The sequence below is a fragment of the Enterococcus sp. R12 genome (assembly GCF_058135755.1).
On the sequence record NZ_CM176874.1, the window covers coordinates 43,889 to 68,034 of the forward strand.

Consider the following 24,146-nt stretch of genomic DNA (forward strand, 5'->3'; position numbering starts at 1 on the left):
TTTAGTAAGTAATCGTTGCTTCTTTCTTTGCTTCTAGAGAAACTTGTTGCCCATTCACTAAGATCATGACTGGCTGATCAGCGGTAATCGTCAATGTTTCATGTGTAACATTCATCGCAAAGCGGGTGCCGCGAACTTCTAGCTGAAAGGCTAAGCTGTCCCAAGCTTTCGGCAAGTTTGGCGTGATCTGCAGCTGCTCTTCTCGAATATCGATCCCAGCAAAAGTGGTTAATGGAATAAACAACGTAGCAGCCATGACACCGGCGTGAATGCCTTCTGCTGTAGTCCCGCCTTGGATATCACGGTAATCAGAAGAGAGGGCTTCTTGGTATAATGACCAAGCCAACTCCTGATCATCTACCATTGCCGCCAACTGGGCATGAACGATGCGTGACAACGTCGAGCCGTGGGAGGTACGAGCCAAGTAATAATGGAGATTTTTTTCAATATAGTCTGTTGGCAGCTGGTAAGAAAGATCTGCCAAAATCTGATTGACTTGCTCTTTTGAGAAATTGTAGAAAATCATCAAACTATCCGCTTGTTTCGCGACTTTGTAGCTGTCAGCACTCTTGCCTTCAGCGTTCAAGATGCGGTCCATCCGATAGATGTTGCCATATTTCTCTTTGTAGTGAGCCCAATCCAGATCTTCCAGCTGGAAGTACCCTTCAAATTGTGCAATGATGCCTTCTGGATCGATCTCTAAGCCCAGCTTGGTACGAATATCTGCCATAGCAGCAATATTTGCAGGGGTTAAAGCCGTTTTCTCTAATACCGCTTGGAAGCTCTCTGCGGAAAGTTGTTGTTGAAGGTTCTCGATCTCTTCAAACAACCATACTACCATCATATTGGTATAGGCGTTGTTTTTCAAGCCGCCTTGTTCACTATTTGGGTAGCTTTCATGAAATTCATCTGGTCCCATGACTTTATCGATAAAGTAACGTTGAGCAGCATCATCCCAGGTGGCAGCACTTTGCCAGAAATGAGCGACTTCTAACATCAATTCTAACCCATATTGTTCCATGAAGACTCGATCTTGCGTGTTGTGCCAGTATTGCCAAATGTTATAAGCGATCGCTAAGGAGACATGGCGTTGCAAGCGACTGTGATCTTCTTTCCATTCGCCGCTGATAGGGTTCAAATGCAGTTCTTGGGATTGCTCACTGCCATCCAATCCTGATTGCCATGGGAACATGGCGCCTTGGTAGCCAGCTTTTTGGGCATCTTTTTTGGCAGCAGCTAAGCGGCGGTAGCGATACAGCAAAATTTCTTTGGCGGTGTCAGGAAAATGTAGAATGTAAAACGGTAAGATAAACAGTTCATCCCAGAAAATATGACCGCGATAGGCTTCACCATGTAGGCCACGGGCAGTGATACTGGCATCTAAGGACTCCTGATAAGCATTCGGTGCTGCGGAGACCAGCAGATGATACGTATGCAGATTCAGCATTTTTTGCGACATCAAGTCACCAGTGACTTCGATGGCCGCTTTCGCCCATAATTCAGCCCAGGCTTGTTTTGAGGCGGTATACATCGTCGCAAAATCAGGTAATGCTAAGGAAGAAAACGTAAATGCCGGTTGCGGCTCTTCTTGGCGATAAGCGGCAACAGTGACTGATTTTTCGACCCGATAAGTTTGTCCTTCCGTCACCTCAAGGGTTACTTGCTGACGGATGAGCTGGTCGGTTGTTTCAGCTTGCAGCTCAGCCAATGGCAGGTCCTGTGAAAACAGTTCAGAGGATTGGACAACGGTAATCTGTGATTGGTTAGTGGTGACCACTAAATGCGCTTTGTTTTGTTCAGCTGCTGCCTCTTTCACGGTCAAATGCTGGTTAGTTAAACTACGGTAACGAGCGACGTTATAGTTATAGACCGATCCGTCGGCTTCACTGACGAAGGTAACGGCGCCAGAAAAGTTCAGCGGGGTAAACTGATAGACCAAGCTGTATTGGTGAACGTCTTGCATATTGGCGATCTTCTTCGTTTCGATTCGCAGACGCTTTTGTTTTTTGGTTTCAATTTCTGCCACTGATTGGAACAAGCCGGTCTTCAGATCCAATGTCCGTTTAAAGTAAAGGAGCTGATTGTTGGCGATATCGATCACTTCATCATCGATCTTTACGTACATTTTTTGCAGATTCGGTGCATTGACGAAGTCTTCATTGCTGATGGTATGACCAGAAACATCCGATTCCACCGTATTGTAAAGACTTGCTAAATACAGTCCTGGATAGTTCGCTTCACAAATGGTCATCTCAGGCGTTGTGCCTCGCAGCCCTAAATAGCCGTTACCGACGGTTAAAAGTGACTCCACCGAGTATTCATCTTTACCAGGGGTGTAGCCATAGTATTCGAGGCGCCAAGGAATTTCAGCAGTTTTTTCTTCATACTGTTCTTTCGTAGTGCAAACAAAGGGACGATTCAATTTTTCTGTCAACCATTGGTCCAGTGAAAAAGTCCCTTCTTCATTCGTAAACACCAGCGATTCAGAGACGATCCCGCCACCTTCCATTTGCTGCAGCTGCGCGGTCAGTGCGGCAACGCGCTCACTGTCAGTTCCAGAAAACGGATAGGTCGTACCAGTTTGATCCGTTAACAGCCATTGTTCCTTAGACAATATAATCGTATTCACAGTAGTTGTCCTCCTTTAAACTTGTCTATACATGCAAAATGATTATAACGTAAATTGTAAGCTATTTCAATTTATCTAGCCTGTTTTTTTATTCTTTTTTGTAAAATAAACAGTAAATAAAGTTGTTAGCAATATTATTTTATATTAATGAAATATTTTAAAAAACGTTTATTTATCAAGGTTTTTATATCGTAACTTTGCTATTTGCTTGTATTGTTTATAGAAAAAGTGAAAAAAATTGGTTTGAAACGCTTGCAATATCAAAATTATCAAGTTATGATTAGTGCGTAATCAAAACATATATATACAAGTGGAGATGAAAGGGGTTTATTAATTATGGGAAAGTATCGTGATGATGCTGAGAAGCTGCTGGAATATGTTGGCGGCAAAGAAAATATCGCCGCAGTAACACATTGCGCGACACGGATGCGTTTTGTTTTGAACGATCAGTCAAAAGCAAACGAAAAGGCAATTGAAGAAATTCCAAGTGTCAAAGGAATGTTTACCAATGCGGGACAATTCCAAGTCATTATCGGCAATGATGTCTCAACGTTTTACAATGATTTTACCGATGTATCAGGAATAGAAGGTGTTTCTAAAGAACAAAGTAAAGCGATTGCAAAAAACAATCAAAATATCGTGCAACGAGCGATCGCTACGTTAGCTGAGATCTTTACCCCGTTATTACCAGCGATTATTGTCGGTGGTTTGATGCTAGGGCTGAGAAATTTCTTAGAAGGTGTACCGCTAGAAGCTCTAGGTGGACAAACCATTACACAAGCTTCTACTTTTTGGAACGGTGTCAACGGCTTTTTATGGCTGCCCTGTGAAGCCATCTTTCACTTTCTACCAGTAGGGATTACTTGGAGTATTACACGTAAGATGGGAACCACGCAAATATTAGGGATTGTTTTAGGGATTACATTGGTTTCACCGCAATTATTAAATGCTTATTCAGTAAGTTCAACTTCTGCTGCAGAAATTGCTCAAAATTATACGTGGGACTTCGGGTTCTTCACTATTGATAAAATTGGGTATCAAGCACAAGTGATCCCAGCAATGCTGGCAGGTTTCTTATTGGTTTATCTTGAAAGATTCTTCCGGAAATGGATTCCAGAAGCGGTTTCAATGATCTTCGTTCCATTGTTCTCATTGCTGCCAACTATTTTAGCAGCCCACATGGTGTTAGGTCCAATCGGTTGGCAAATCGGATCAGGCATTTCTTGGGTCGTAAATGCTGGCTTGACCTCACCATTAAACTGGTTATTTGGTTTCATTTTCGGTGGCTTGTATGCGCCTTTGGTTATTACCGGATTGCATCATACAACGCTAGCGATCGACTCTCAATTAGTAGCGGATTTTGGGACAACCAACCTTTGGCCAATGATCATGCTGTCAAATATTGCGCAAGGTACGGCAGTATTGGCGATTTGGTTCCTTCACCGTGGCAATAAAAAAGAAGAACAAGTCTCTGTTCCAGCAACGATTTCTGCTTACATGGGGGTTACTGAACCAGCGATGTTCGGGATCAATTTGAAATATGTTTACCCATTTGTCGCAGCAATGGTAGGTTCTGCCTTTGGTGGAATGCTGATCACTGCAACGAATACCCGTGCATTAGGTATTGGTGTAGGGGGACTGCCTGGCTTCTTATCATTTAAAATTGAAAACTATCCAATGGTCTTCATCTCAATGGCGGTGACGATTGCCATCACGTTTGTTTGCACCATCATCTTTAGAAAAGTTACCTTCTTAAATAAATTAGAACCGCAATTGGCTGCTGATACAGCTGCAGCAGCGGCTGTTGCACCAACGACGGCTGCACCGACAACTGCAGCCCCAGAAGCGGCACAAGTTTCAGAAGAAACCCTTTATGCCCCAGCTGATGGGAAAGTAGTTGCCATCACTGAAGTTTCTGATCCTGTCTTTTCTCAAAAAATGATGGGTGACGGCTTTGCTGTTCAGCCAACGAATGGAACGATTTATGCTCCTGTTGCAGGTACGATCTCTAGCATTTTTGAAACAAAGCATGCAATTGGGATTTTAACGTCTGGTGGCGCGGAAGTTCTTGTTCATATGGGCTTAGATACTGTGGAATTAAAAGGTGCGCCATTTGAGGTCCTTGTTTCTGAAGGTGACACGGTCACACCAGAAACGAAGATTGCAGTGATGGATCTAGATGCAGTGACCGCAGCTGGCAAACAGACAGATGTTTTAACAGTCATCACGAATGCCGAAAAAGTGCGTCAGCTTTCATTGACGACCACAGGCACAGTGACAGCCAAAACAGCGGTTGGTTCAGCTGAATTAAACTAAAAAAATAATCCGTTTCCGAGAGCGCCCTTTGACTAAGAAGGGGGATCGGAAGCGGATTTTTTTATGGCCGCCCTCAAGGGAGAGCGGCTTTTGTCTTGGTTTTCAATGGGTAAAGCCGCAGTTAGCTGACGGCTTTTTTGTCGGTGCTTTTACGGAAGTAGTTGATCGTTAATAGGAAAGTCAGTAAGACTAAGGCCCACAAAAAGAATAAGGCGATTTGAGAGCCGATGACCGTCCCTTGGGTGTAATCGGTCGCCGCATTTTGTGCCAAATTGATGATGGTCGCCACCACAGCCGTCGCCACTGCACCAGAAAATTGCTGTAGCGTATTAAAGATCGCATTACCGTCCGCGTACAACGCAGGAGTCAGCTTGTTTAAGCCGGTGGTCATCATATTGCTGTAGGCTAAGCCGATCCCGATCATGTAAAAGACATGTCCAGCAACTAGGCTCCAAATGAAAGGCGAACGCAAAACGAGGGCTAAGGAAAGCCAACCGATGGCAATCAACGTCAAACCAGACAGGATCGGTTTTTTCGGTCCAACTTTATCCAGCAACCGACCAGAGATCGGCGCAAGGATCGCCCCGATCGCCGCCCCAGGAAGCATAACTAATCCTGCAGTAAAGGCATCTTTTCCCAAGACGAGTTGGACAAAGTTCGGCAAGACAAAGGAAATGCCCAGTAAAAGGAACTGACAAACAAGAAAGCCAAACAGAAACAAACTGAAGCTACGGTTTTTCAAAACAGCCAAACGAATCAAAGGGTTCGGGCCTTTTGAGCGTTGATAAAACAAGCCAGCACCAATGAAACCGAAAAGCAGCGGCAGTAGACTCGCTAAGGTGCCTACTTGATTCAAGAACAATAAGAAGCCGCTGAACATCAAGACGATTCCTAATACACTCAGTAAATCCAGGGAAGTGTCTTTTGCCCCAGCCGTTTTAGGGATCGAGTAAAGGCCGAGTACTAGGGAGATCAGCAAGACTGGGATCAAGAAAAGAAAGATCGCATTCCAAGACCAATGGGCGGTCAATAAGCCCCCATATGTCGGTCCGATCGCTGGAGCGATGGAAGTGGTCAAATTCCCTAAGCCGATTGTCGCTCCCCGTTTTTCAAAGGGGGAGTAAGTCAAAATGATGTGGAACATCAAAGGCAGTGCGATCCCTGTGCTGGCACCTTGGAAAAAGCGGCCAATCAGCAAAACGGCAAACGTCGGCGATAAAAAGTCGATCACCAAGCCAACAAGGAAAAAGGCATTGGCAGCTAGAAACAAGGTTCTCAATGAGAAGCGTTTCAAAAGGTAGGTCGATATTGGGACAATGATGGAGATGACCAGTAAGTAGATGGTCGTCACCCATTGAACATCGGATGTTGAAAGCGTAAATTGATCGATCAATGTCGGAAACGTTACATTCATGGCTGTTTCAATCAGCACACCTGCAAATGACATCAATCCGGTTGCGAGGATCGCCCCCACGAGTTTTTTGTTGTTTTCCATATTCTCACCTCTAAAAATTCGCAAAAAAAGAGACCGTTTCTATTCTCATAGAAACCGCCTCTCTCTCGACAAGCGAACCCGCTTGTTATCTGTACGATTTAATCTATCGCTATTCTACTGACTTCATAAGAAAGTGTCAAGAGAAGTGGATAAAAAAATAGCAAAAAACTTTTTTGAAAGTTTTCAAACTTTTACTTACACGAAAAATTTTCTTCTGCTAGAATAGTCGAGTACGAAAAAGAGAAAGGAAGTTGTTACATGCCCATCAACAAAAAAGAAAGTTTGATCTATACGACACTTATGTGTATTTTTATGGTGTATTTTATGAGTGTTTATAACCTCATGTTTCAAGTCGGTGTTTCTGCATTGGCATTCCAATTGGCGTGGAATGAATTGCCATTAGCCCTTTGTGTGGCCTTTATTTTGGATTGGTTCATTGTTTCTGGTCCGGCAAAAGGTTTGGCGTTTCGATTTTTGGACCATCAATCAGCTACTTGGAAAAAAATCGGGTTGATTTCTTCATTGATGATCGCCGGCATGGTGATCTGTATGTCACTCTTTGGTGCGTTGATGCACCCAAACCCTGATCACTCGGTGTTCGTCAATTGGCTAAGCAACATTGGGAAAAATGTGATCGTCGCATTGCCGTTGCAATTGTTCATTGCAGGTCCAATCGTTCGCCGGGTGTTTCGCGCCTTGTTTCCTATTGGCACTGTGCAAGAACAGCCAGTACTAGGGGAATAATCGATCATTAGAAAAAACGTACTGCAGACAGGTTCTGCCAAGGTTAGCTAAAACAGCTGGCTTGGCGATACCTGGACTTGCGGCACGTTTTTTTGCTTTTATAGACAGCAAAAAAACCCATAGGATGGTATGGGTTTTTCTGGTTACCCTATGAAATAGGATACAGGATGTACCTATATAGTAATATGGTTCCGTCAAAAAGAGAAGTTCAATTTTTTCACCGATACATGAAATTAATGCAAATTGCTAGTTTTTCTGACGAAAAAATCAACTTATAATTATTTTCCGTCTGTTATTCCGTATAGAAACCAACGAGTTGATACCAGCGACGATGCTCAATATGGTAGGCATCAGGTGAGTAGCCTGACATTGAAAAACCGATAAAGGTGATGACCAGTCCGAGAATAATAAACAACAGACTGAGAAAAACGAAAAAGCGCTTATTGATTTTGATCATAGGACTGCCTTCTTTCGATAGTTTTGAACAAATGATTTCGGCCAAACAACAAGGGAGTGGGTAAGACGTGAAAAAGGTCGGCTCATACTATAAGTGGCGATCAGGCAAAGCAGCCCTAAACCAAATAAGAAAATCCCCATGCCTAACTGACTTAAAAAGAGATAGAAACCATCCGCCATCAGCATGGGACTTAAGACAACGCTGGCGATCCCACCGATAAACGTAGTGACACCAATCATGCCAGTGGTGAAAGGCACACACCAGATGATTATTAAAAAGCTTAGGATCAGCAAAGCGGCACTTAACAAGAGGCTGCCCCACAATGGGAAGCCCAGTACTAAAATCAAGAGCAAAAAGGGATGAAAGCGGCGGGGAATCTCTACTACGACCTCTTCCGTTTCGGTAACTGCTTGGATCAGTTCTTTTGGGGAGCCAAGGCGTGCCACGGCTTCTTCTTCGGTGTATCCTTCTTCCATCAAATCTTCGATCATCTCGTCATAATAGTTGATCAGCTGATGAATCTCGCTAGGTCTGACTTTTTCAGATAATTCCGCAGCCAATGCCTTGATAAAATCAACTCTGTTCATCTAATGTTCCTCCTTTAATAAATCGCTGGATCAATGTCAATTGGGGCCAGTCGTTGGTTAAAAAATCGTCGATCCGCTGTTTTCCGATTTTGGTCAAGCGGTAATATTTTCGGGTCCGTCCTTGATGGCTTTTATTATAAGTCTCAACCGCTCGGCTGGCTTCTAAGCGCTTCAAGATAGGATAGAGCGTTGATTCTGAGATTGGCAGTAAAGGAGATATGTTTTTGACTAATTCATAGCCATAAGAGTCACCATGCTGCAAATAAGCCAACACACAAATTTCCAATAATCCTTTTTTTAATTGGGCATCCAAAGGCTCTCCTCCTGTTCATACTCATACTATACATTACATAGTATCATTCCACAAGCAGCACCAGTCAAAATCAGCCTTAAGTCTGAGCACCATAAGACAACAAGAGTTTCTTTAATAAAATGGTCAAAAATAAAAAATAAAATTAAGAAAATCGGCGGAAAGTATAGGTTAACGTGCTCTTTTTTGTTAAAGTAGAAGTATAAAGATTACTTTCAGTAAGAAAATGGGCGTTGGTTGTGCTTCTAAAAGCTGCAAGTAGTCAAAGTGAATGAGACGAACATCAGCAAGAATTGGTGACGTCCAGAAAGGAAGGGGTATTATGAGAAAAGCAACGATTACGAAAAAATATTTGATCAATTGCTTAAAAAAATATCTGGTGGAATATCTTTATCGACCAATCACTGTCCGCGACATTGCTAAATATGCACGAACATCGACCCAACCGATCTATTTAAATTTTTCAAACATGCAAAATTATAAACAGGCGATGGTTGATGATGTGTTTCGCGACATTCACGAAACAAAAAAAGAGTCAGAAGAGACACTCGATTCCTTATACAGCTTTTGGCAGGACTATTACGTATTTGCCAGCCGCAATCGTAACCTCTTTTTCGCACTTTTTTTAAATGATATTGGCTGTGGTCCTTACATAAAAGAGCGTTCTTTTGCTTATTTTCAAGAAGCAATTGCTGAATCAGCTGTTTTTCAATGTGCGCATAAAAGCGATCTGAGAAAATATCATGAAGAAGCCTTGATCTTTTTTAGTGGGTTGGTATTGCTGTTTATTCGAGAAGGAAATACGCAAGATAATGCTAATTTTTTGAAAGAGACACAAAATTATTGGCAGCGAGTCCTTCATGAACCAATCGATTTTTATCAAGGTGATTTACCTAAAACCTTACTCGAATCAGGTCTAGCTGTAAGTGATCAATAGATAGCGAGAAAGAGAGGAAGAGATTTCAGAATATTGTGACAGCTATCATTGCCATTATTGATTTCTTCTTTTTCAACAATCCCCATCGGAGCATTGACCTTAAAGATTAGAAGCAATAGCTATTCTTTAAGAGCCGTTCAACGAGTGGGGGTTTTTCTTTTGATAAAAAGAGGTGTGGAGTCGTTTAGCAAAATAAGAAAAGGGCTTGTCTGTAGTGTTAAGGCTTATTTTTAGGTCAAAGAAAAGGCGGCTTATTGTTGGCAATTTTCAAGAAATATGAGAAGGTAGAAATAGCAGAAAAGTAACTGGGTTTTATAGTTAGCAACGTTGAATGGAGGAATTTTGATGGGACAAAACACGCAGTATGGAGAAAAAAAGATTGCGATCGATCGCAGGATCGGTTTTTTAGAAGAACATACGTATCACGGGAATGATCTTGGTGTGACTTTTCAAGGACAGCAAACCACGTTCAAATGCTGGTCACCAGAAGCAGAGGCCGTTTCATTATTGATTTATCAAAGCGGTGTCGCTGGGGCTGACGATCGCCTGCTGACGCTGCCAATGGTCCAAGAAGACAACTGTTGGCAAGTCACGACGGAAGAAAACGTCAAAGAGCTATTTTATACGTTTGAATTTCAACGGGACGGTCAAAAAGTCGAAGCGGTGGATCTTTATGCCAAGGCAGTAGGGATCAACGGGAACCGTGGGGCCATCATTGATTTAAAGGAAACAGATCCTGAAGGCTGGCAGGAGACTCACGGTGTCGGTCAGCAATCGATCACAGATGCCTATATTTGGGAATTGCATGTCGAAGATTTCATCGGCGCCGAAAACAGCGGGATTTCACCAGAAAATCGCGGAAAATATTTAGCCTTCACTGAAAAAAAGACCCATCTGGTGGGAGATGAAAGTCAACCAACTGGCATGGCCTATTTAAAAGAGTTGGGGATCAATTATGTTCATCTGCTGCCGATCTTCGATTTTGACAATGATGAAACTTCGTCTGCCTACAACTGGGGCTATGATCCGAAAAATTACAATGTACCTGAAGGACGATACGCTTCTGATCCTAGTGATCCCAAGGCGCGGATTCGTGAATGCAAGCAAATGATCCAATCGCTGCATGAAGAAGCCATCGGCGTTGTAATGGATGTGGTCTTCAATCACACTGCGATCACAGAAGAATCGTGGTTTAATTTAACGGTGCCTGATTATTACTACCGCCAAGATGATGCGGGGAATTTTGCAGACGGTTCTGCTTGCGGCAATGAAGTGGCTTCTGAACGGAAAATGATGCGCAAATTTATCATTGATTCAGTTTTATATTGGGCGCAAGAATACAAAATCGACGGCTTTCGTTTTGATTTGATGGGCTTGATCGATGTGGAAACCATGAACCAATTGCGGCAACGCCTAGATGCTGCCGGCTTCAGCCATGTGATTTTATACGGCGAACCATGGGATGCCGGCAGCAATCAAATTATTCAGCCGAATATCCCAGCGAATAAAAGCAATGTTTGGGCACTGTCAGAAGGCGTTGCGGTTTTTAGTAATGATTTAAGAGACAGTATCAAAGGCGATGTCTTTGAAGAAACAGACGGCGCGTTTATTCAAGGAATGAATGGTCAACCGCAAGTCAAGCAAACCTTTTATGCGGCAAATTTGGCAACGGCGATTCAAGGAAATACGAAAGTTGCTGGACAAGAAGGCGCCGAGCGTTGGGCAAAATCGCCCCGTCAAGTGATTGCCTATGCGTCAGTCCATGATAATTTGACCTTATGGGACAAACTGGTGGCAACCATGCAGGCTTCAGCGAAGGAAAGAAATTATGACTTTGATCCTGAGCTTTTAGCCCGTAACAAACTAGCAGCAGCCATTTTGTTTACTAGCCAAGGAGCCGTGCTGACTCAAGCTGGGGAAGAATTTGGCCGTACCAAAGAAGGCGATGAAAATTCCTTCCGTTCGCCACTGGCAGTCAATCAGCTGGATTGGGGACGTGCTAAAACCTTCAAAGAATTGCGCGAGCTGTATCGGGGCTTGTGGGCATTGCGGCAGTCCTATGCACCATTGAGAGATACCACGACCCAAACGGCTGAAAGCATGGTCTTTTATGAGACAAAGGATGAAAATCGCTTGGCGTATCAAGTACCCAATCGTGACGAACAGCATCCATGGCGTTCCTTGTTCGTTTTACTCAACAGCACGGAAGAAAGCTGGTCCTTTGACTTACCGACGGCAACAGAAAATACTTCTTGGCACCTCGTTGCTGACCCCAAAGGAGCTGGGATCGCTTCTCGCGGCGTAGCAGCGCCAAGGATAACCATCGACCCATTGTCCTTCTGCATTTTGGCGGAACAAAGTAACTAATCAAAGTAGAAGCTAAAACAAACTAAAAATTTTAGTTTGTTTTAGCTTTTTTGGTAGTAAAAAAACAATTCTTTTGCTATACTTTTAACAGAATGAGAAGCAGAAAGCGGTGAGCAAATGAAAGTTGTGATCTCTGATATTGCCCGAAAAGCTGGCGTTTCCAGCGGAACAGTCTCTAATGCGATCAACAATCGTAAGGGGATCAGTGAACAAAAACGGCAAGCGATCTTGAAGATCGCTCGTGAGATGGGGTATTTTGATCAGCGAGAAATTAAAAAAACGGAAAGCCAAAAAATCAAATTTGTCGTAATGAACAAACAAGGAAATGTCGTAGGGGATACGCCTTTCTTTTCTGAATTGATCCGAGGAATCGAAATGGAGTGCAGTGCGTTAGGCTATGAACTGGTCATTTCCCATATCACACTGGCACCAGAAGAAGACCCGATTGAAAAGATCCGTCCAGAATTAGCAGATGGTTTGCTATTGTTAGGAACGGAATTGGAAAAACAAGATTTAGCAGTCTTTCGCCATTTGGAAGTACCGTTAGTGATTTTAGATACGGTGTTTAATTCGCAGGACTTTGATTTTGTCGCCATCAATAATCGTGACAGTGCCTATGAGATCGTTGAAAAGATGATCGAAAAAGGCCACCGTGACATCGGCATCATCAATTCAACCTTTCAAATCAACAACTTTCGGGAACGCAAGCAAGGGTTCATCCAAGCGATCCAAGAGCATGATCTGATCCATTATGAAGAGACGGAAGCCTTAGTAGAACCCACCTTGGAAGGCTCCTATCAAGACATGAAGGTCTATTTGGAATCCTTGCGTGCCGATCAGCGACCGTTGCCAAGCGCTTTTTTTGCGGTCAATGACAATATCGCCATCGGTGCCATGAAAGCCATTCGCGAAGTGTTTCCCGATCATCCGTTGACCATTGTTGGGTTCGATGATATTCCTTTGGCGGAATTTTGCAACCCACCGCTGACCACCGTCAAAGTAGATAAAGTATACCTTGGTCGCCAAGCCGTGCGACGCTTGATCGAGAAAATCACGAGTGAAGATGAAAACCATCTGAAAATGCTGGTCGCCACGACGATCGTCGAACGCGAAAGCATCAATTAAGAAAAAAATAAGAAGAAGGACAAAACGTTTAGCAAGCGTTTTGTCCTTTTTTAGTTATTTAACAAAAATATTTATCTAAAACTATTGCAAAATATTTAGCTTGTGCTATATTTAAGGTGTAAAAAGTAAGGGATTACATTTTGAGGAAGTGAATAGATGACACAGATCGGTCTCTTTTGTGCCACTGGACTCTCCAGCGCACTGCTCGTCAAAGCGATCAAAGAACAACTAGCGGATGATCAGCATTACCAAGTCAATTCCGCGCCTTTTTCAGAAATATTTATGGTGGGGAATGACTATGATTTTTTGATTTTAGCTCCTCAAACCCGCTTCAATCAAGCGAAAGTCGCAGCAGCCTTTCCTGATAAAAAAATCGTTTTACTGACGGATGAGGAATTTCTAATTAAAAATGTAGCACGAATCGTCGAAGAAATAAAAATTTAGCTAAATATACTAAAACGAAAAGGGTGGTTTTATGGATAAAGTAACCATCGGGTTCGCCCCGACTAGAAGAAATTTGTTTAGTGCAGAAGCAGCCATTGAGTACGCCAATCTGACACGACAAAAAATGGACGAACTCGCCATTGATTATGTAGATATTTTAGATATCAATGAAGACGGCTTACTATACGATGATGAAGGGGTTGAAAAAATCGCCGAAAAATTCAAAGCAGCAAAAATCGACGGTCTTTTTCTAGCCAATGAAAACTTTGGTACGGAATATGCCTGTGCTCGTTTAGCCAAAAAACTAGATGTCCCCGTCTTACTGTGGGGACCTAAAGATGAGACGCCAGCCGCCGACGGTTCACGTTTGCGGGATACGCAATGCGGTCTTTTCGCTATTGGGAAAGTCTTGCGCCGTTTCAAGGTACCTTTCACCTATGTCAAAAATTCTGATATTGATTCACCAGAATTTGCCCGCGGCTTGCAAGACTTTATCAAAGTCTGCAATGTCGTCAAGACCTTCAAACAAACACGAATCTTGCAAGTTGGCCCACGCCCCTTTGATTTTTGGACCGTGATCTGCAACGAAGGCGAACTATTGGAGCGTTTCAATATCTCGCTATCACCAGTACCGATCCAAGAAGTGGTGCAAGAAATCAAGAAAGTCAAAGAACAGCAGCCAGATAAATTGAAAGCAGTCATTGATTATTTCGAAACCAATACGGAAGTCCAAATTTCGGCGAAAGATTTGGAGATGGTGGCAGCCCTTAAAGTGGCCTTGCAAAACTTATGTGAAAGCTACGGCTGCAATGCAGGAGTCATCCAGTGTTGGACGGCCTTACAAGACGAAATCGGTATTTTACCGTATGCCTCCTTGTCGCTGTTACAAGAAGAAGGCTTGCCTTTTGTCTGTGAGACGGATGTCCATGGGGCGATCTCGGAACTGTTGGTCGAAGCCGCTTCGTTGGGGGAACACCGTGCGATCTTTGCGGATGTCAATTGCCGCCATCCAGAAAACGAGAATGGCGAATTGCTGCAGCACTTAGGAGTTTTTGCTTATTCCACCGCGGAGACCAAACCAATTTTGCCGCAACGACATTTTGTTTTTGACTATCCAGGATCAGTCGCTTTTCGGGCAATCAAAGACGAGTATACGCTGTGTCGCTTTGATGGGGACAACGGCGAGTACTCACTGCTGATGGGTACTGGTAAAGGGATCGATGGCCCATACAATCAAGGGACCTATCTCTACCTGGAATTTGCGAATTTGAATCGCTTGGAATTCAAACTCGTTGAAGGCCCTTATATTCATCATGTTGCGGCGGTCAGAAAAAATGTGGTGCCGATCTTGTACGAAGCGTGCAAATACATCGGTGTGCAGCCAGATTTTTATGATCCAATCGAAGAAGACGTCAAAGCATACTTGAGAGGGGATCAATCATGGAAATAAACGAGCTGGAGATGAAGGCTTTAACGATTCGAAAATCCGTGTTAGAGCTGATCTATCAAGCAAAAACGGGTCATACTGGTTCGGATCTTTCTTGTACCGATATTTTAGTGGCCTTGTATTATCGGATAATGAATGTCGATGCGAAAGATCCTCAAAAGCAAGATCGTGACCAGTATATCCAAAGTAAAGGACATGCTGCAGAAGTATTATGGGCCGTTTTAGCGGACAAAGGTTTTTTGCCGAAAGAAGAATTAGCCACCTTTTCGCAATTTGGTTCAAGACTGATCGGTCATCCAAACAATAAAGTAGCTGGTGTTGAGATGAATACTGGTTCGCTAGGTCACGGCTTACCCGTCGCAGTAGGGATCGCCTTGGCAGGCAAACTGGATCACCGCACGTATCAAACCTATACGTTGTTGGGAGATGGCGAATTAGCAGAAGGCTCGGTATGGGAAGGAGCCATGGCGGCTGCCAACTACCAGCTGGACAATTTGACCGCCATCATTGATCGCAACGGCTTGCAGATCACTGGAGCCTCGGAAGATGTGATGGCAGTGGAGCCGCTAGATGAAAAATGGCGTGCCTTTGGTTGGGATGTGCATATCGTTGATGGCAATGATATGGCTGCCTTGGTGGCTGCATTAGAAAAACCGCATCAGCCCAATCAACCGAAGCTGATCATTGCTAAAACCATCAAAGGCAAAGGCTATTCTGCAGCCGAAAATCAAGCGCAATGGCATCATAAAGTGCCAACGGCAGAAGAGCTTGCACAAGCCATTGCCGAACTTGATCAGCAAATGGAGGTTTTGACTCATGGGAAAAAATAATATTGCCAATCGCCAAGCGATGTGCGACGTATTGATTGAAGAAGGAAAAAAGAATCCTGCGATCACGGTGTTGACCAGTGATTCTCGTGGTTCCGCTTCGTTAGCACCTTTTGCCAAGGAATTACCGACACAATTGGTGGAAGTAGGGATCGCAGAGCAAAACATCGTCAGTATTGCGGCTGGCTTAGCCCATATGGGCAAACGCCCTTTCGTTGCCTCCCCTGCTTGTTTTCTCAGCATGCGCAGTATCGAGCAGATCAAAGTCGATGTCGCGTATTCGAATAAGAATGTCAAACTCGTAGGCATCAGCGGCGGTGTCAGTTATGGGGCATTAGGCATGAGTCATCATTCCTTGCAAGACATCGCAGTGGCACGAGCGATCCCTAATTTGCAAGTGCTGTTGCCAGCAGATCGCTTTGAAACGATCCAAATGTTTAAAACCTTAGCGGCATCTAATGAACCAGCCTATATCCGTCTCGGTCGCAATCCTGTTGAAGATTGCTATGATTCTGCAGATTATCCTTTTGAGATCGGCAAAGCCATTGAGCTGAGAAGCGGCCAAGATGTCGCATTGATCGCCACCGGTGAAACCGTGCGCCAAGCGTTGGATGCTGCTGAGCTATTGGAAAAACAAGGTATCACTGCTACCGTTTTAAATGTTCATTCCTTGAAGCCTTTTGATTCAGAAACGGTCAAACGAGTGGCGAAAGAAACAGGCACCGTGATCACTGTGGAAGAACACAGCCAATACAACGGCTTAGGAGCTGCCGTGGCGGAAACACTGACAGAAGAAACGGACATTCGACAAAAAATCATTGCTTTTCCGGATGAAGCCTTGATTACTGGTTCTTCGTCAGAACTGTTTGCCCATTATGGATTAGACGGTGCCTCCATAGCGAAAACAGCGGTTGCGTTTCTAGGAGCTTAAGATGGACAAGACCTATCAGCTGGTTTTAGATCAGAGTACATCCGGTACCAAGCTCTTACTGTTTCAAGAAGGGAAAATCCTGCAGCGTTACGATAAAAAACATCGCCAAATTTATCCAAAAGTCGGGTGGGTCGAACATGATCCCCTCGAGATTTGGCAAAATGTCCAAGAATTGCTGGCACAAGTGTTTCAAGAACAAGCGATCACTGCAGGTCAAATCGTTTCCTTGTCCTTGACCAATCAGCGAGAAACGATCGTTGCATGGGACCGATTGACTGGTAATCCCTTGTACAATGCGATCGTGTGGCAATGCAACCGCAGCGCCGCGATTTGTGAAGAATTGACGGCACAAGGCTGGGAAAGGACGATCAATCAAAAGACCGGTTTACGCTTAGACCCGTATTTTTCTGGCACCAAAGTGAAATGGCTGGCACAAGAATTATCGGCTATCAAGGAAAAGTCGGGAACTGGCGAGTTGGCGATCGGTACGATGGACAGCTGGCTGTTGTGGAATTTAACGCAAGGGAAGGTATTTGCGACAGAAGCCAGCAACGCTTGCCGAACATTGTTTTACAATATTGAAGAGGGCCGTTGGGATGCAGAACTCGTCAAACTTTTTGGCATCCATTTAGCAGACTTGCCAGCGATCAAACCTGCTGATACGGTTTTCGGTAACTATCACGGAATCCCTATCAAAGGAATCTTAGCCGATTCACAAGCGGCATTATTCGGGGAAGGTTGTCAAAGCCTTGGGGATGTAAAAATCACGATGGGTACCGGTTGTTCGATCATGATGCAAGTGCAGCAGGAGCAGACGTTGCGAGATCGCCGCATTTTGACGACGGTCGGCTGGCAAACTAGCCAGGAAACAGCGTTTGCGCTAGAAGGCATCATCCGTTCCTGTGGTGACGCCATCAACTGGTTCAGTGAGCAAGTGGCTCCGCTGCCAGATGTAGCTGAGATTTGTCAAGAAGTGCTGACCAATGACAGTCAAGAAGACATCTATTTTATCCCAGCATTGCAAGGAATGGGTGCCCCTTTTTGGGATAATACGATGACTGCCAGCTTTGTCGGCATGAAACGCACAACGACGACTCATGAGCTGTTGAAAGCCGTTTTAGAAAGCATCATTTTTCAAATCAAAGCAGTGATCGATGTGATGGAAGAAGTCGCTGAACGACTGATCAATCAAGTAATGATCGATGGCGGTGTTTCGAAAAACCGCGCCTTGATGAGCTTATTGGCGACTTTGATCAATAAACCCGTCATCGTCAGCGAAGTCGAAGAATTTTCAGCCATCGGCACGATGCTTGTTGCTAATCCAACTATGAATGAACCAGCTATTCAGCAAACCACGATCGTTCCGCAAGCCGAACAGGCCGTGATCCGTTTGAAATATGAAAAATGGAAACGGTTCATTGAGAAGTCAGCTGCTTTTAGTGAAGGATAAAGGAAAATTATAGGAACAGGATGCCTCGTTTTGCTTTTTCGAAATGAACAGGATGGCTGAATTTTTAATAAAGCAAGACACTATTTTTGTAAGAAAAGGAGATGATAACAATGAATAACAAAGCCAGAACAATTATAACAACCGACGGTGAAGTCGATGATATGAATTCATTTTTACGCTATTTACTTTATAGCGACTGTTTTGATACCGAGGGGATTGTCCTGACAAGTTCAGTTTATCATTATGCGGGCGATCCAGCTAAAGACATTGAACCGTATCGGTGGACAGGAACTGAGTGGATCAATGAATTTATTGATCTTTATGCTAAGGTATATCCGAACTTGAAAATACACGCTGCGGATTATCCTTCTCCCGAATACTTAAAAAGTATTTACTATATCGGCAACATTGATTCACCGGGAGAAATGACCAAAGAAACCGAAGGCTCCAAATTCATTGAGGATTATTTGATGAATGATGAGGATCCACGCAAACTATACATTCAAACGTGGGGAGGAACGAATACAACGGCTAGGGCATTGAAGTCAATTGAGGAAAAATATGCCCATCAGCCAGATTGGCAGGCAATCAAAGAGCGAATTGAAAAAAAGGTGATTATTTATATCATTTTAGATCAGGATGTCACCTATAGCGAATACATTGAGAAAAATTGGTCGATTGAAGTCATCAATGATCGTTTCAATTTCTGGTATTTTGCCTATGCTTGGAAAATGGTTGAGTCTCAGCTAGCTACACGGTTACAGCCTAAATGGCAATTGAATCTAAGAGACAATCACGGTCCGCTATTAAAAAAATATGCATTGATCGGAGATGGCAATGTTTTAGAAGGCGAGCTTGAAGAAGAACAGCGTGGGATCGATCGCTATTTAGAAAAAAATCCAGACTATGCGCGCTTTGATTTTATCTCAGAAGGAGATTCCCCTTCTTACTTCTATTTCTTAAACAATGGGCTGCGAAATAGTGATGATCCTAGCTATGGCGGTTGGGGCGGCCGCTTTGAAAAAGTGGCTGGTGCCCGCAAGTACATCAATAGTGCAATGGACTATAATCCTTATAACCAAAGGTATGAAGCACAATATACCTTAACGAGATGGTTCGATGACATTCAAGATGATTTTAAAGGTCGGGCAGCCTGGTGTGTTGCCAAAACGTATGATGAAGCGGCCCACTATCCGATTGTATCTATTAAAAAGGGGAACGATCAACAAGTTACTCCCGGAGAAACCGTCCAGATTCAAGCAAAAGCATTTGATCCAAATCAGCGAGATTTAGCGTTTAAATGGTGGCATTACTTTGAGGCATCAACCTATCAAACGGCACCTGTTCCCACAGGCGCTGAATTTGAATCAATGGGCTTATTGTTTGGCAAAGTATCTGAAAAGCTTGCTAAACCACCCGTTGATCCAATTAAGCTTGTTCGAGAAAACACAGAAACCGTCGAAGTGAAAATTCCAGAAAATATCCAATCTGGTCAAACAATTCATTTGATTTTAGAGGTAACGAATGGCACTTTGACAACGTATCAGCGAGTTATTTTAATCGCAAAATAAAATGATGGAGTGATAATTATGCAAACAAATAGAAAATCTGAACACTTCATGTTCAAAGTAGCCCTTCTTTCCTTATCATTGATGTTGACAACGAGTGGCGCAATTGCAGCAACTGTTAGCTTGATGCAAGAATCGTTTGTCGATCAAAGTGCAACGGCGGTAGAAGCATTAGTAACTGCCTCCAACTTCACAGTAATGATTTTCGTGTTGCTTAGTTCCTTTTTTGTTCGAATGATTGGGACACGAAAAACAGTGTTATTGGGATTGATTTTATCTTTTCTTGCAGGAATATTTCCTGTCTTTTCCAGCAGCTATTCATTGATCTATATCTCCCGTTTGGTCCTAGGTGCGGGCTTTGGTTTGTTCAATTCCCTAGCCGTTAGCTTGATTGGTGAATATTATGAAGGTGAAGAAAAAGCGCGCCTGATCGGCTTACAAAGTGCCGTTCAGAGTGCTGGACAAACAGCAGTTACCTTTTTGATCGGTATCCTGATGTTTAGCGGTTGGCAAATTGCTTTTGCTGCCAACTTTGTCGGAATCATTCCTTTAGTGCTTTATTTTATCTGGGGACCTCGAGATGATGAACCAAAACTTACTGATATCGTCGCGTCAGAGGAAGAAATTGGGAACAAAACAAAGCAATCCGTCAATTTACCAGTTATTTTACAAGCGATCGCATTACTGATCAGTTTTGCATTTTTGATGGTCTTTTTCCTAAAATCAAGTATCTTCGTCGCAGAAGAAAACTTTGCCAATCCCTCGTTCATTGGTATCGTCATGTCGATCTACACGTTTGTTTCGATCATTGCCAATCTGTTTTACAGTAAACTCGTCAAACATACAAAACATTTTTCTTTACCAATTAGCTATCTATTTCTGGGACTTGGGTTTATCTTTCTGAGTCAGACTACGAATTTTGTTACATTTACTCTGATCGTTGTTTTCTTAGGCTTTGGCGGATCCTTGCTACTGCCTTATTCATGGGGATTGATCATGAGTAAAGCACCAAAAGGATCGATCAATTTGGCGATTTCAATAGCAATGGTCGGCACAAATCTGGGTTCTTTTCTAGCCCCATATTTCGGTTCGTTACCGACGATCATGTTTGGCAATGAGCGTGCTGCTTTTGCTTTTATCTTTGCTGGAACTGTCATGCTGGTTTTTGCGGTGATTTATTTGTTGATTGGCAAACGGTTGACATTAGATTAATGAGTCGCAAATAAAAATAGAAATTAGAGGAACGTAATGAAATATTTAAGTATAGATGTTGGGGGCACGTTTATTAAATATGGTGTTGTAGATGATTCTGGACGCTTATCTGCCTGTGACAAACAAAAAACGCCTCAAAGCTTGCAGGATTTTCTTGAAGTAGTCCGAACGATTGTTCAGCCATTCAAAACCGAAATTGCAGGTGTAGGTCTTAGTCTACCAGGAAAAGTAGATACAGAAGGAGGAATCGTTTATTTTGGGGGTTCCTTGGGTTATCTCCATGAGGTCCCGATAAAAGTATTGATCGAAAAAGCTTGTGGCATACAGTGTGAGCTGACAAATGATGGGAAAGCAGCTGCGCTTGCTGAGCAGTGGCTGGGAAATTTGCAAGGTGTAAAAAACGGTGCAGCGATCATTTTAGGGACTGGTGTTGGTGGTGGTTTGATTTTAAATCATACATTATTCGAAGGCAGTCATTTTCAAGCCGGTGAATTAAGCTTCATGATTCAGGCTCCTTCATTGATGAATGTCTCAGATGTGACTGGTTTTACGCATTCGGCGGTTGAATTTGTGAAGCAAGGTACCGCATTGTTAGGGCTTGAAGATGAAAATGACGGACCAGCTGTTTTTGAAGCAATCCAACAAGAAACTAATTGCGAATTAACACTGCTTTTTGAAAACTATTGTGAACGTATTGCAACGCTGATCATCAATCTGCAAGCGGTCATCGATATAGAAACCGTCGTGATTGGGGGAGGGATCAGTCGACAAAGTATTTTGATCGATCAAGTTCAATCGAAGTATCAGGAGTTGCGTGACCGAGTGGATTTGATCGATTTGATGTTAGCCCCACTGAAGATCAAAGGTTGTAAGTTTCAAAGTGAAGCGAATCTTCTAGGTGCAATCACGCCATTTCTCAGGAGGGGGAAGGAGGCTCTTTAAAAAAAGAGCAGACAAAGCAATTGTATTTGCCATACGAGAAGGACAACCGACTTATGTCCTGACATCTAGATAGAAGAGCCTTACAAAATATAGAAACAACGATTGAGAAGAGTATGAATTCGATTAGGGTGATTATGTTTATTCTTACACCGTTGGTTCAAGTGTTAAATGAATACAAGGACCTTCAACGGGGGAAACGGTTTAAAAGAAACCGATTTTATGATGACAAGCCAACGAGTTAGTGCTATAGTTAAAGAAAGAAAACCCACGTGGATTGTTACTGACTCGATCAGGCAAGACCTAAATAAGAAAGCGCTCTTCTCGTTTTAGCAGCGGCTCTTATTTAGGTTTTTTGTTTTTATCGGGGATTTTTCAGTAACCAGCTAGGTAGGTTTATCAAAAGAAAACAAAAGGAGAACGAGCAAATGGCAAAATTTCCAGAAAATTTCTTATGGGGCGGCGCGACCGCAGCGAATCAATTAGAAGGGGCGTTCGATCGCGATGGCAAAGGCTTGTCAGTGGCGGATGCAATGCCTGGCGGCAAACAGCGTTTAGCGATTTTAGGTAGTGATACGTTTGATTGGACGATCGATGAGGACAAATACACCTACCCAAATCATCGCGGGATCGACCATTATGACCGTTTCAAAGAAGACATTGCGTTGTTTGCAGAAATGGGCTTCAAGAGCTATCGTTTTTCTATCGCATGGACACGTATCTTTCCAAATGGCGATGAAACGACACCAAACGAAGCTGGGCTAGCATTTTACGATGCGCTGATCGATGAATGTTTGAAATACGGGATCGAGCCAGTGGTTACGATCTCTCACTATGAAATGCCTTTGCATTTAGCCAAAGAATACGGTGGCTGGAAAAATCGAGCATTGATCGATTTCTATGAACGTTTTGCAAAAGTTGTCTTGGAACGGTTCCACAGCAAAGTCAAATACTGGATGACCTTCAATGAGATCAACTCTGCTTTCCATTTCTCCGCATTGAGTCAAGGAATGGTCAACAGCACAGGTGCCAGCGACTTTACAAACGTGATCCAAGCGTGGCACAACCAATTTGTTGCCAGCAGTAAAGCAGTCAAAATCGGCCATGAATTAAACCCAGAGTTACAGATCGGTTGTATGATCATTTATGCAACGACTTACAGCATTGATGCGAACCCAGTCAACCAAGTGGCGACGATGATCCATAATCAAGCCTTCAACTACTACTGTGCCGACGTGCAGGTACGTGGAAAATACCCATCCTTTACGGATCGTTTGTACAAAGAACACGGCGTCAATAAAGAGGATCTTGAGATTACCGAAGAAGACTTAGCCTTGATTGCTGAACATACTGTTGACTATGTTGGCTTCAGCTACTACATGTCTTCTGCCGTGGATATCACCACAGAAGAAGCCGATGAAGTGCAAGGAAACTTGTTAGGCGGCGTCCGCAATCCATTCTTAGAAGCAAGTGAATGGGGCTGGCAAATCGACCCAGAAGGGCTGCGCATCGCGTTGAATGAATTGTATGATCGTTATCAAAAACCGTTGTTTATCGTGGAAAACGGCTTAGGAGCCATTGATACCTTTAACGAAGAAGGTAAGATCGAAGATGACTATCGTATCGATTACTTGCGCCGCCACATTGAAGCAATGGGGGAAGCGATCGCTGATGGCGTAGACTTGATCGGTTACACGCCATGGGGCTGTATCGACCTTGTCAGTGCTTCAACAGGCGAAATGAGCAAACGCTATGGCTTTATTTATGTTGACTTTGATGACGAAGGCAACGGCACGATGGATCGTTCCAAGAAAAAATCCTTCGATTGGTACAAACAAGTCATTGCAACAAACGGAGAAGAGTTGGCCTAAGTGTTTCGTTAGACTCACGGATGACACAGGATCCGTTATAAAAGAAAACCGATCAACGGTGCTCCTATATAGGCGCATCGTTGATCGGTTTTTTGGTGATATTTGGGTTTAACGGGTACGCTCATAGCTGTCTCGTAACAAAGATTGGAGTTGTTTTTCTGATACAGAGCCATCTAGTAATGCGGTGAGCCAATGGTTTTTATTCATGTGATAAGCGGGTAAATAGCCGCGGCTTTGATTGATGATCGAAACCATTTCGGACGCTGCTTTGACATCTAAAATCTCGATCATTCCCGTTTCTTCTAGGCCTAATTTTTGCTTTTCTACAGTCATCAGCAAGCCAAACCATTTGCCGCTTTTGCGGTGCCGCAAGACTTGGTACTCGGGAAACTTTGCAAATGGATGGTCGACCTGAACATCATTAAAGGTCTGAGCGAAGGCGATCAGCCGGTTTTTAAGATCCATGGGTATCCCTGCCTTTTTATAATAG

General features: G+C 43.4%; 20 protein-coding genes. 14 read left to right on the forward strand and 6 right to left on the reverse strand.

Annotated elements, in window-relative coordinates; translation table 11 throughout:
• Position 1: 1 nt before the first annotated feature.
• Positions 2-2,629: a glycoside hydrolase family 65 protein gene (locus tag ACTW1R_RS00215; protein ID WP_489927365.1), complete on the reverse strand. Its 2,628-nt coding sequence runs from the start codon at positions 2,627-2,629 to the stop codon at positions 2-4.
• Between the two features lie 336 nt (positions 2,630-2,965).
• Here ACTW1R_RS00215 and treP point away from each other — a divergent pair, with 336 nt between their 5' ends.
• Positions 2,966-4,945: a PTS system trehalose-specific EIIBC component gene (treP, locus tag ACTW1R_RS00220; RefSeq protein WP_074934335.1), complete on the forward strand. Its 1,980-nt coding sequence runs from the start codon at positions 2,966-2,968 to the stop codon at positions 4,943-4,945.
• A 121-nt stretch (positions 4,946-5,066) separates the two neighbouring features.
• Here treP and ACTW1R_RS00225 read toward each other — a convergent pair whose 3' ends face one another.
• Positions 5,067-6,440 (reverse strand): MFS transporter, encoded by a 1,374-nt coding sequence (locus tag ACTW1R_RS00225; protein WP_074934334.1) that lies wholly within the window; start codon positions 6,438-6,440, stop codon positions 5,067-5,069.
• A 258-nt stretch (positions 6,441-6,698) separates the two neighbouring features.
• Between ACTW1R_RS00225 and ACTW1R_RS00230 the strand changes: the two genes are divergently transcribed.
• Positions 6,699-7,184 (forward strand): DUF2798 domain-containing protein, encoded by a 486-nt coding sequence (locus ACTW1R_RS00230; protein WP_005226468.1) that lies wholly within the window; start codon positions 6,699-6,701, stop codon positions 7,182-7,184.
• Between the two features lie 292 nt (positions 7,185-7,476).
• Here the strand turns inward: ACTW1R_RS00230 and ACTW1R_RS00235 are convergent, their stop codons facing one another.
• The 3 genes from ACTW1R_RS00235 to ACTW1R_RS00245 are packed head-to-tail and all read right to left on the reverse strand — an operon-like array spanning position 7,477 to position 8,541.
• Positions 7,477-7,641: a hypothetical protein gene (locus ACTW1R_RS00235; protein ID WP_005226470.1), complete on the reverse strand. Its 165-nt coding sequence runs from the start codon at positions 7,639-7,641 to the stop codon at positions 7,477-7,479.
• Positions 7,638-8,228 carry a DUF1700 domain-containing protein gene (locus ACTW1R_RS00240; RefSeq protein ID WP_010748498.1) on the reverse strand — a complete coding sequence of 197 codons (591 nt, stop codon included), beginning with the start codon at positions 8,226-8,228 and terminating at the stop codon, positions 7,638-7,640. The genes ACTW1R_RS00235 and ACTW1R_RS00240 overlap by 4 nt, the downstream gene beginning before the upstream one ends.
• Positions 8,215-8,541 carry a PadR family transcriptional regulator gene (locus ACTW1R_RS00245; protein ID WP_005226473.1) on the reverse strand — a complete coding sequence of 109 codons (327 nt, stop codon included), beginning with the start codon at positions 8,539-8,541 and terminating at the stop codon, positions 8,215-8,217. Before ACTW1R_RS00245 ends, ACTW1R_RS00240 begins: the two co-directional genes overlap by 14 nt.
• Before the next feature lie 319 nt (positions 8,542-8,860).
• Between ACTW1R_RS00245 and ACTW1R_RS00250 the strand changes: the two genes are divergently transcribed.
• The 12 genes from ACTW1R_RS00250 (at position 8,861) to ACTW1R_RS00305 (ending at position 23,656) form a co-directional block, all read left to right on the forward strand.
• Positions 8,861-9,475: a TetR/AcrR family transcriptional regulator gene (locus ACTW1R_RS00250; protein WP_175496508.1), complete on the forward strand. Its 615-nt coding sequence runs from the start codon at positions 8,861-8,863 to the stop codon at positions 9,473-9,475.
• Between the two features lie 345 nt (positions 9,476-9,820).
• The gene (gene pulA, locus ACTW1R_RS00255) at positions 9,821-11,842 is read left to right on the forward strand and encodes a type I pullulanase (protein WP_489927366.1); all 2,022 of its coding nucleotides are present in this window, start codon (positions 9,821-9,823) and stop codon (positions 11,840-11,842) included.
• Between the two features lie 117 nt (positions 11,843-11,959).
• A complete protein-coding gene (locus ACTW1R_RS00260) occupies positions 11,960-12,967 on the forward strand; it encodes a LacI family DNA-binding transcriptional regulator (protein ID WP_016608965.1) in 1,008 nt (335 codons plus the stop codon).
• A gap of 156 nt (positions 12,968-13,123) precedes the next feature.
• The gene (locus tag ACTW1R_RS00265) at positions 13,124-13,411 is read left to right on the forward strand and encodes a PTS cellbiose transporter subunit IIB (protein ID WP_489927367.1); all 288 of its coding nucleotides are present in this window, start codon (positions 13,124-13,126) and stop codon (positions 13,409-13,411) included.
• A gap of 31 nt (positions 13,412-13,442) precedes the next feature.
• Entirely contained in the window at positions 13,443-14,861 is a 1,419-nt protein-coding gene (locus tag ACTW1R_RS00270; protein ID WP_074934330.1) for an L-fucose/L-arabinose isomerase family protein, read from the forward strand.
• Positions 14,852-15,688 (forward strand): transketolase, encoded by an 837-nt coding sequence (locus ACTW1R_RS00275; protein WP_005231740.1) that lies wholly within the window; start codon positions 14,852-14,854, stop codon positions 15,686-15,688. Before ACTW1R_RS00270 ends, ACTW1R_RS00275 begins: the two co-directional genes overlap by 10 nt.
• Positions 15,675-16,616, forward strand: a complete 942-nt coding sequence (locus ACTW1R_RS00280) for a transketolase family protein (protein ID WP_349712867.1) — start codon at positions 15,675-15,677, stop codon at positions 16,614-16,616. The genes ACTW1R_RS00275 and ACTW1R_RS00280 overlap by 14 nt, the downstream gene beginning before the upstream one ends.
• A 1-nt stretch (position 16,617) precedes the next feature.
• Positions 16,618-18,066 (forward strand): FGGY-family carbohydrate kinase, encoded by a 1,449-nt coding sequence (locus ACTW1R_RS00285; RefSeq protein ID WP_195961381.1) that lies wholly within the window; start codon positions 16,618-16,620, stop codon positions 18,064-18,066.
• 110 nt (positions 18,067-18,176) lie between these two features.
• A complete protein-coding gene (locus ACTW1R_RS00290) occupies positions 18,177-19,637 on the forward strand; it encodes a DUF1593 domain-containing protein (RefSeq protein ID WP_349712865.1) in 1,461 nt (486 codons plus the stop codon).
• Positions 19,638-19,655: 18 nt separating this feature from the next.
• Entirely contained in the window at positions 19,656-20,846 is a 1,191-nt protein-coding gene (locus ACTW1R_RS00295; RefSeq protein ID WP_081116689.1) for an MFS transporter, read from the forward strand.
• Positions 20,847-20,882: 36 nt separating this feature from the next.
• Entirely contained in the window at positions 20,883-21,788 is a 906-nt protein-coding gene (locus ACTW1R_RS00300) for an ROK family protein (protein WP_195961383.1), read from the forward strand.
• 425 nt (positions 21,789-22,213) lie between these two features.
• Positions 22,214-23,656 carry a glycoside hydrolase family 1 protein gene (locus ACTW1R_RS00305; protein ID WP_087626695.1) on the forward strand — a complete coding sequence of 481 codons (1,443 nt, stop codon included), beginning with the start codon at positions 22,214-22,216 and terminating at the stop codon, positions 23,654-23,656.
• A gap of 108 nt (positions 23,657-23,764) precedes the next feature.
• Here the strand turns inward: ACTW1R_RS00305 and ACTW1R_RS00310 are convergent, their stop codons facing one another.
• Positions 23,765-24,121 carry an MmcQ/YjbR family DNA-binding protein gene (locus tag ACTW1R_RS00310; RefSeq protein WP_005226519.1) on the reverse strand — a complete coding sequence of 119 codons (357 nt, stop codon included), beginning with the start codon at positions 24,119-24,121 and terminating at the stop codon, positions 23,765-23,767.
• Between the last annotated feature and the right edge of the window lie 25 nt (positions 24,122-24,146).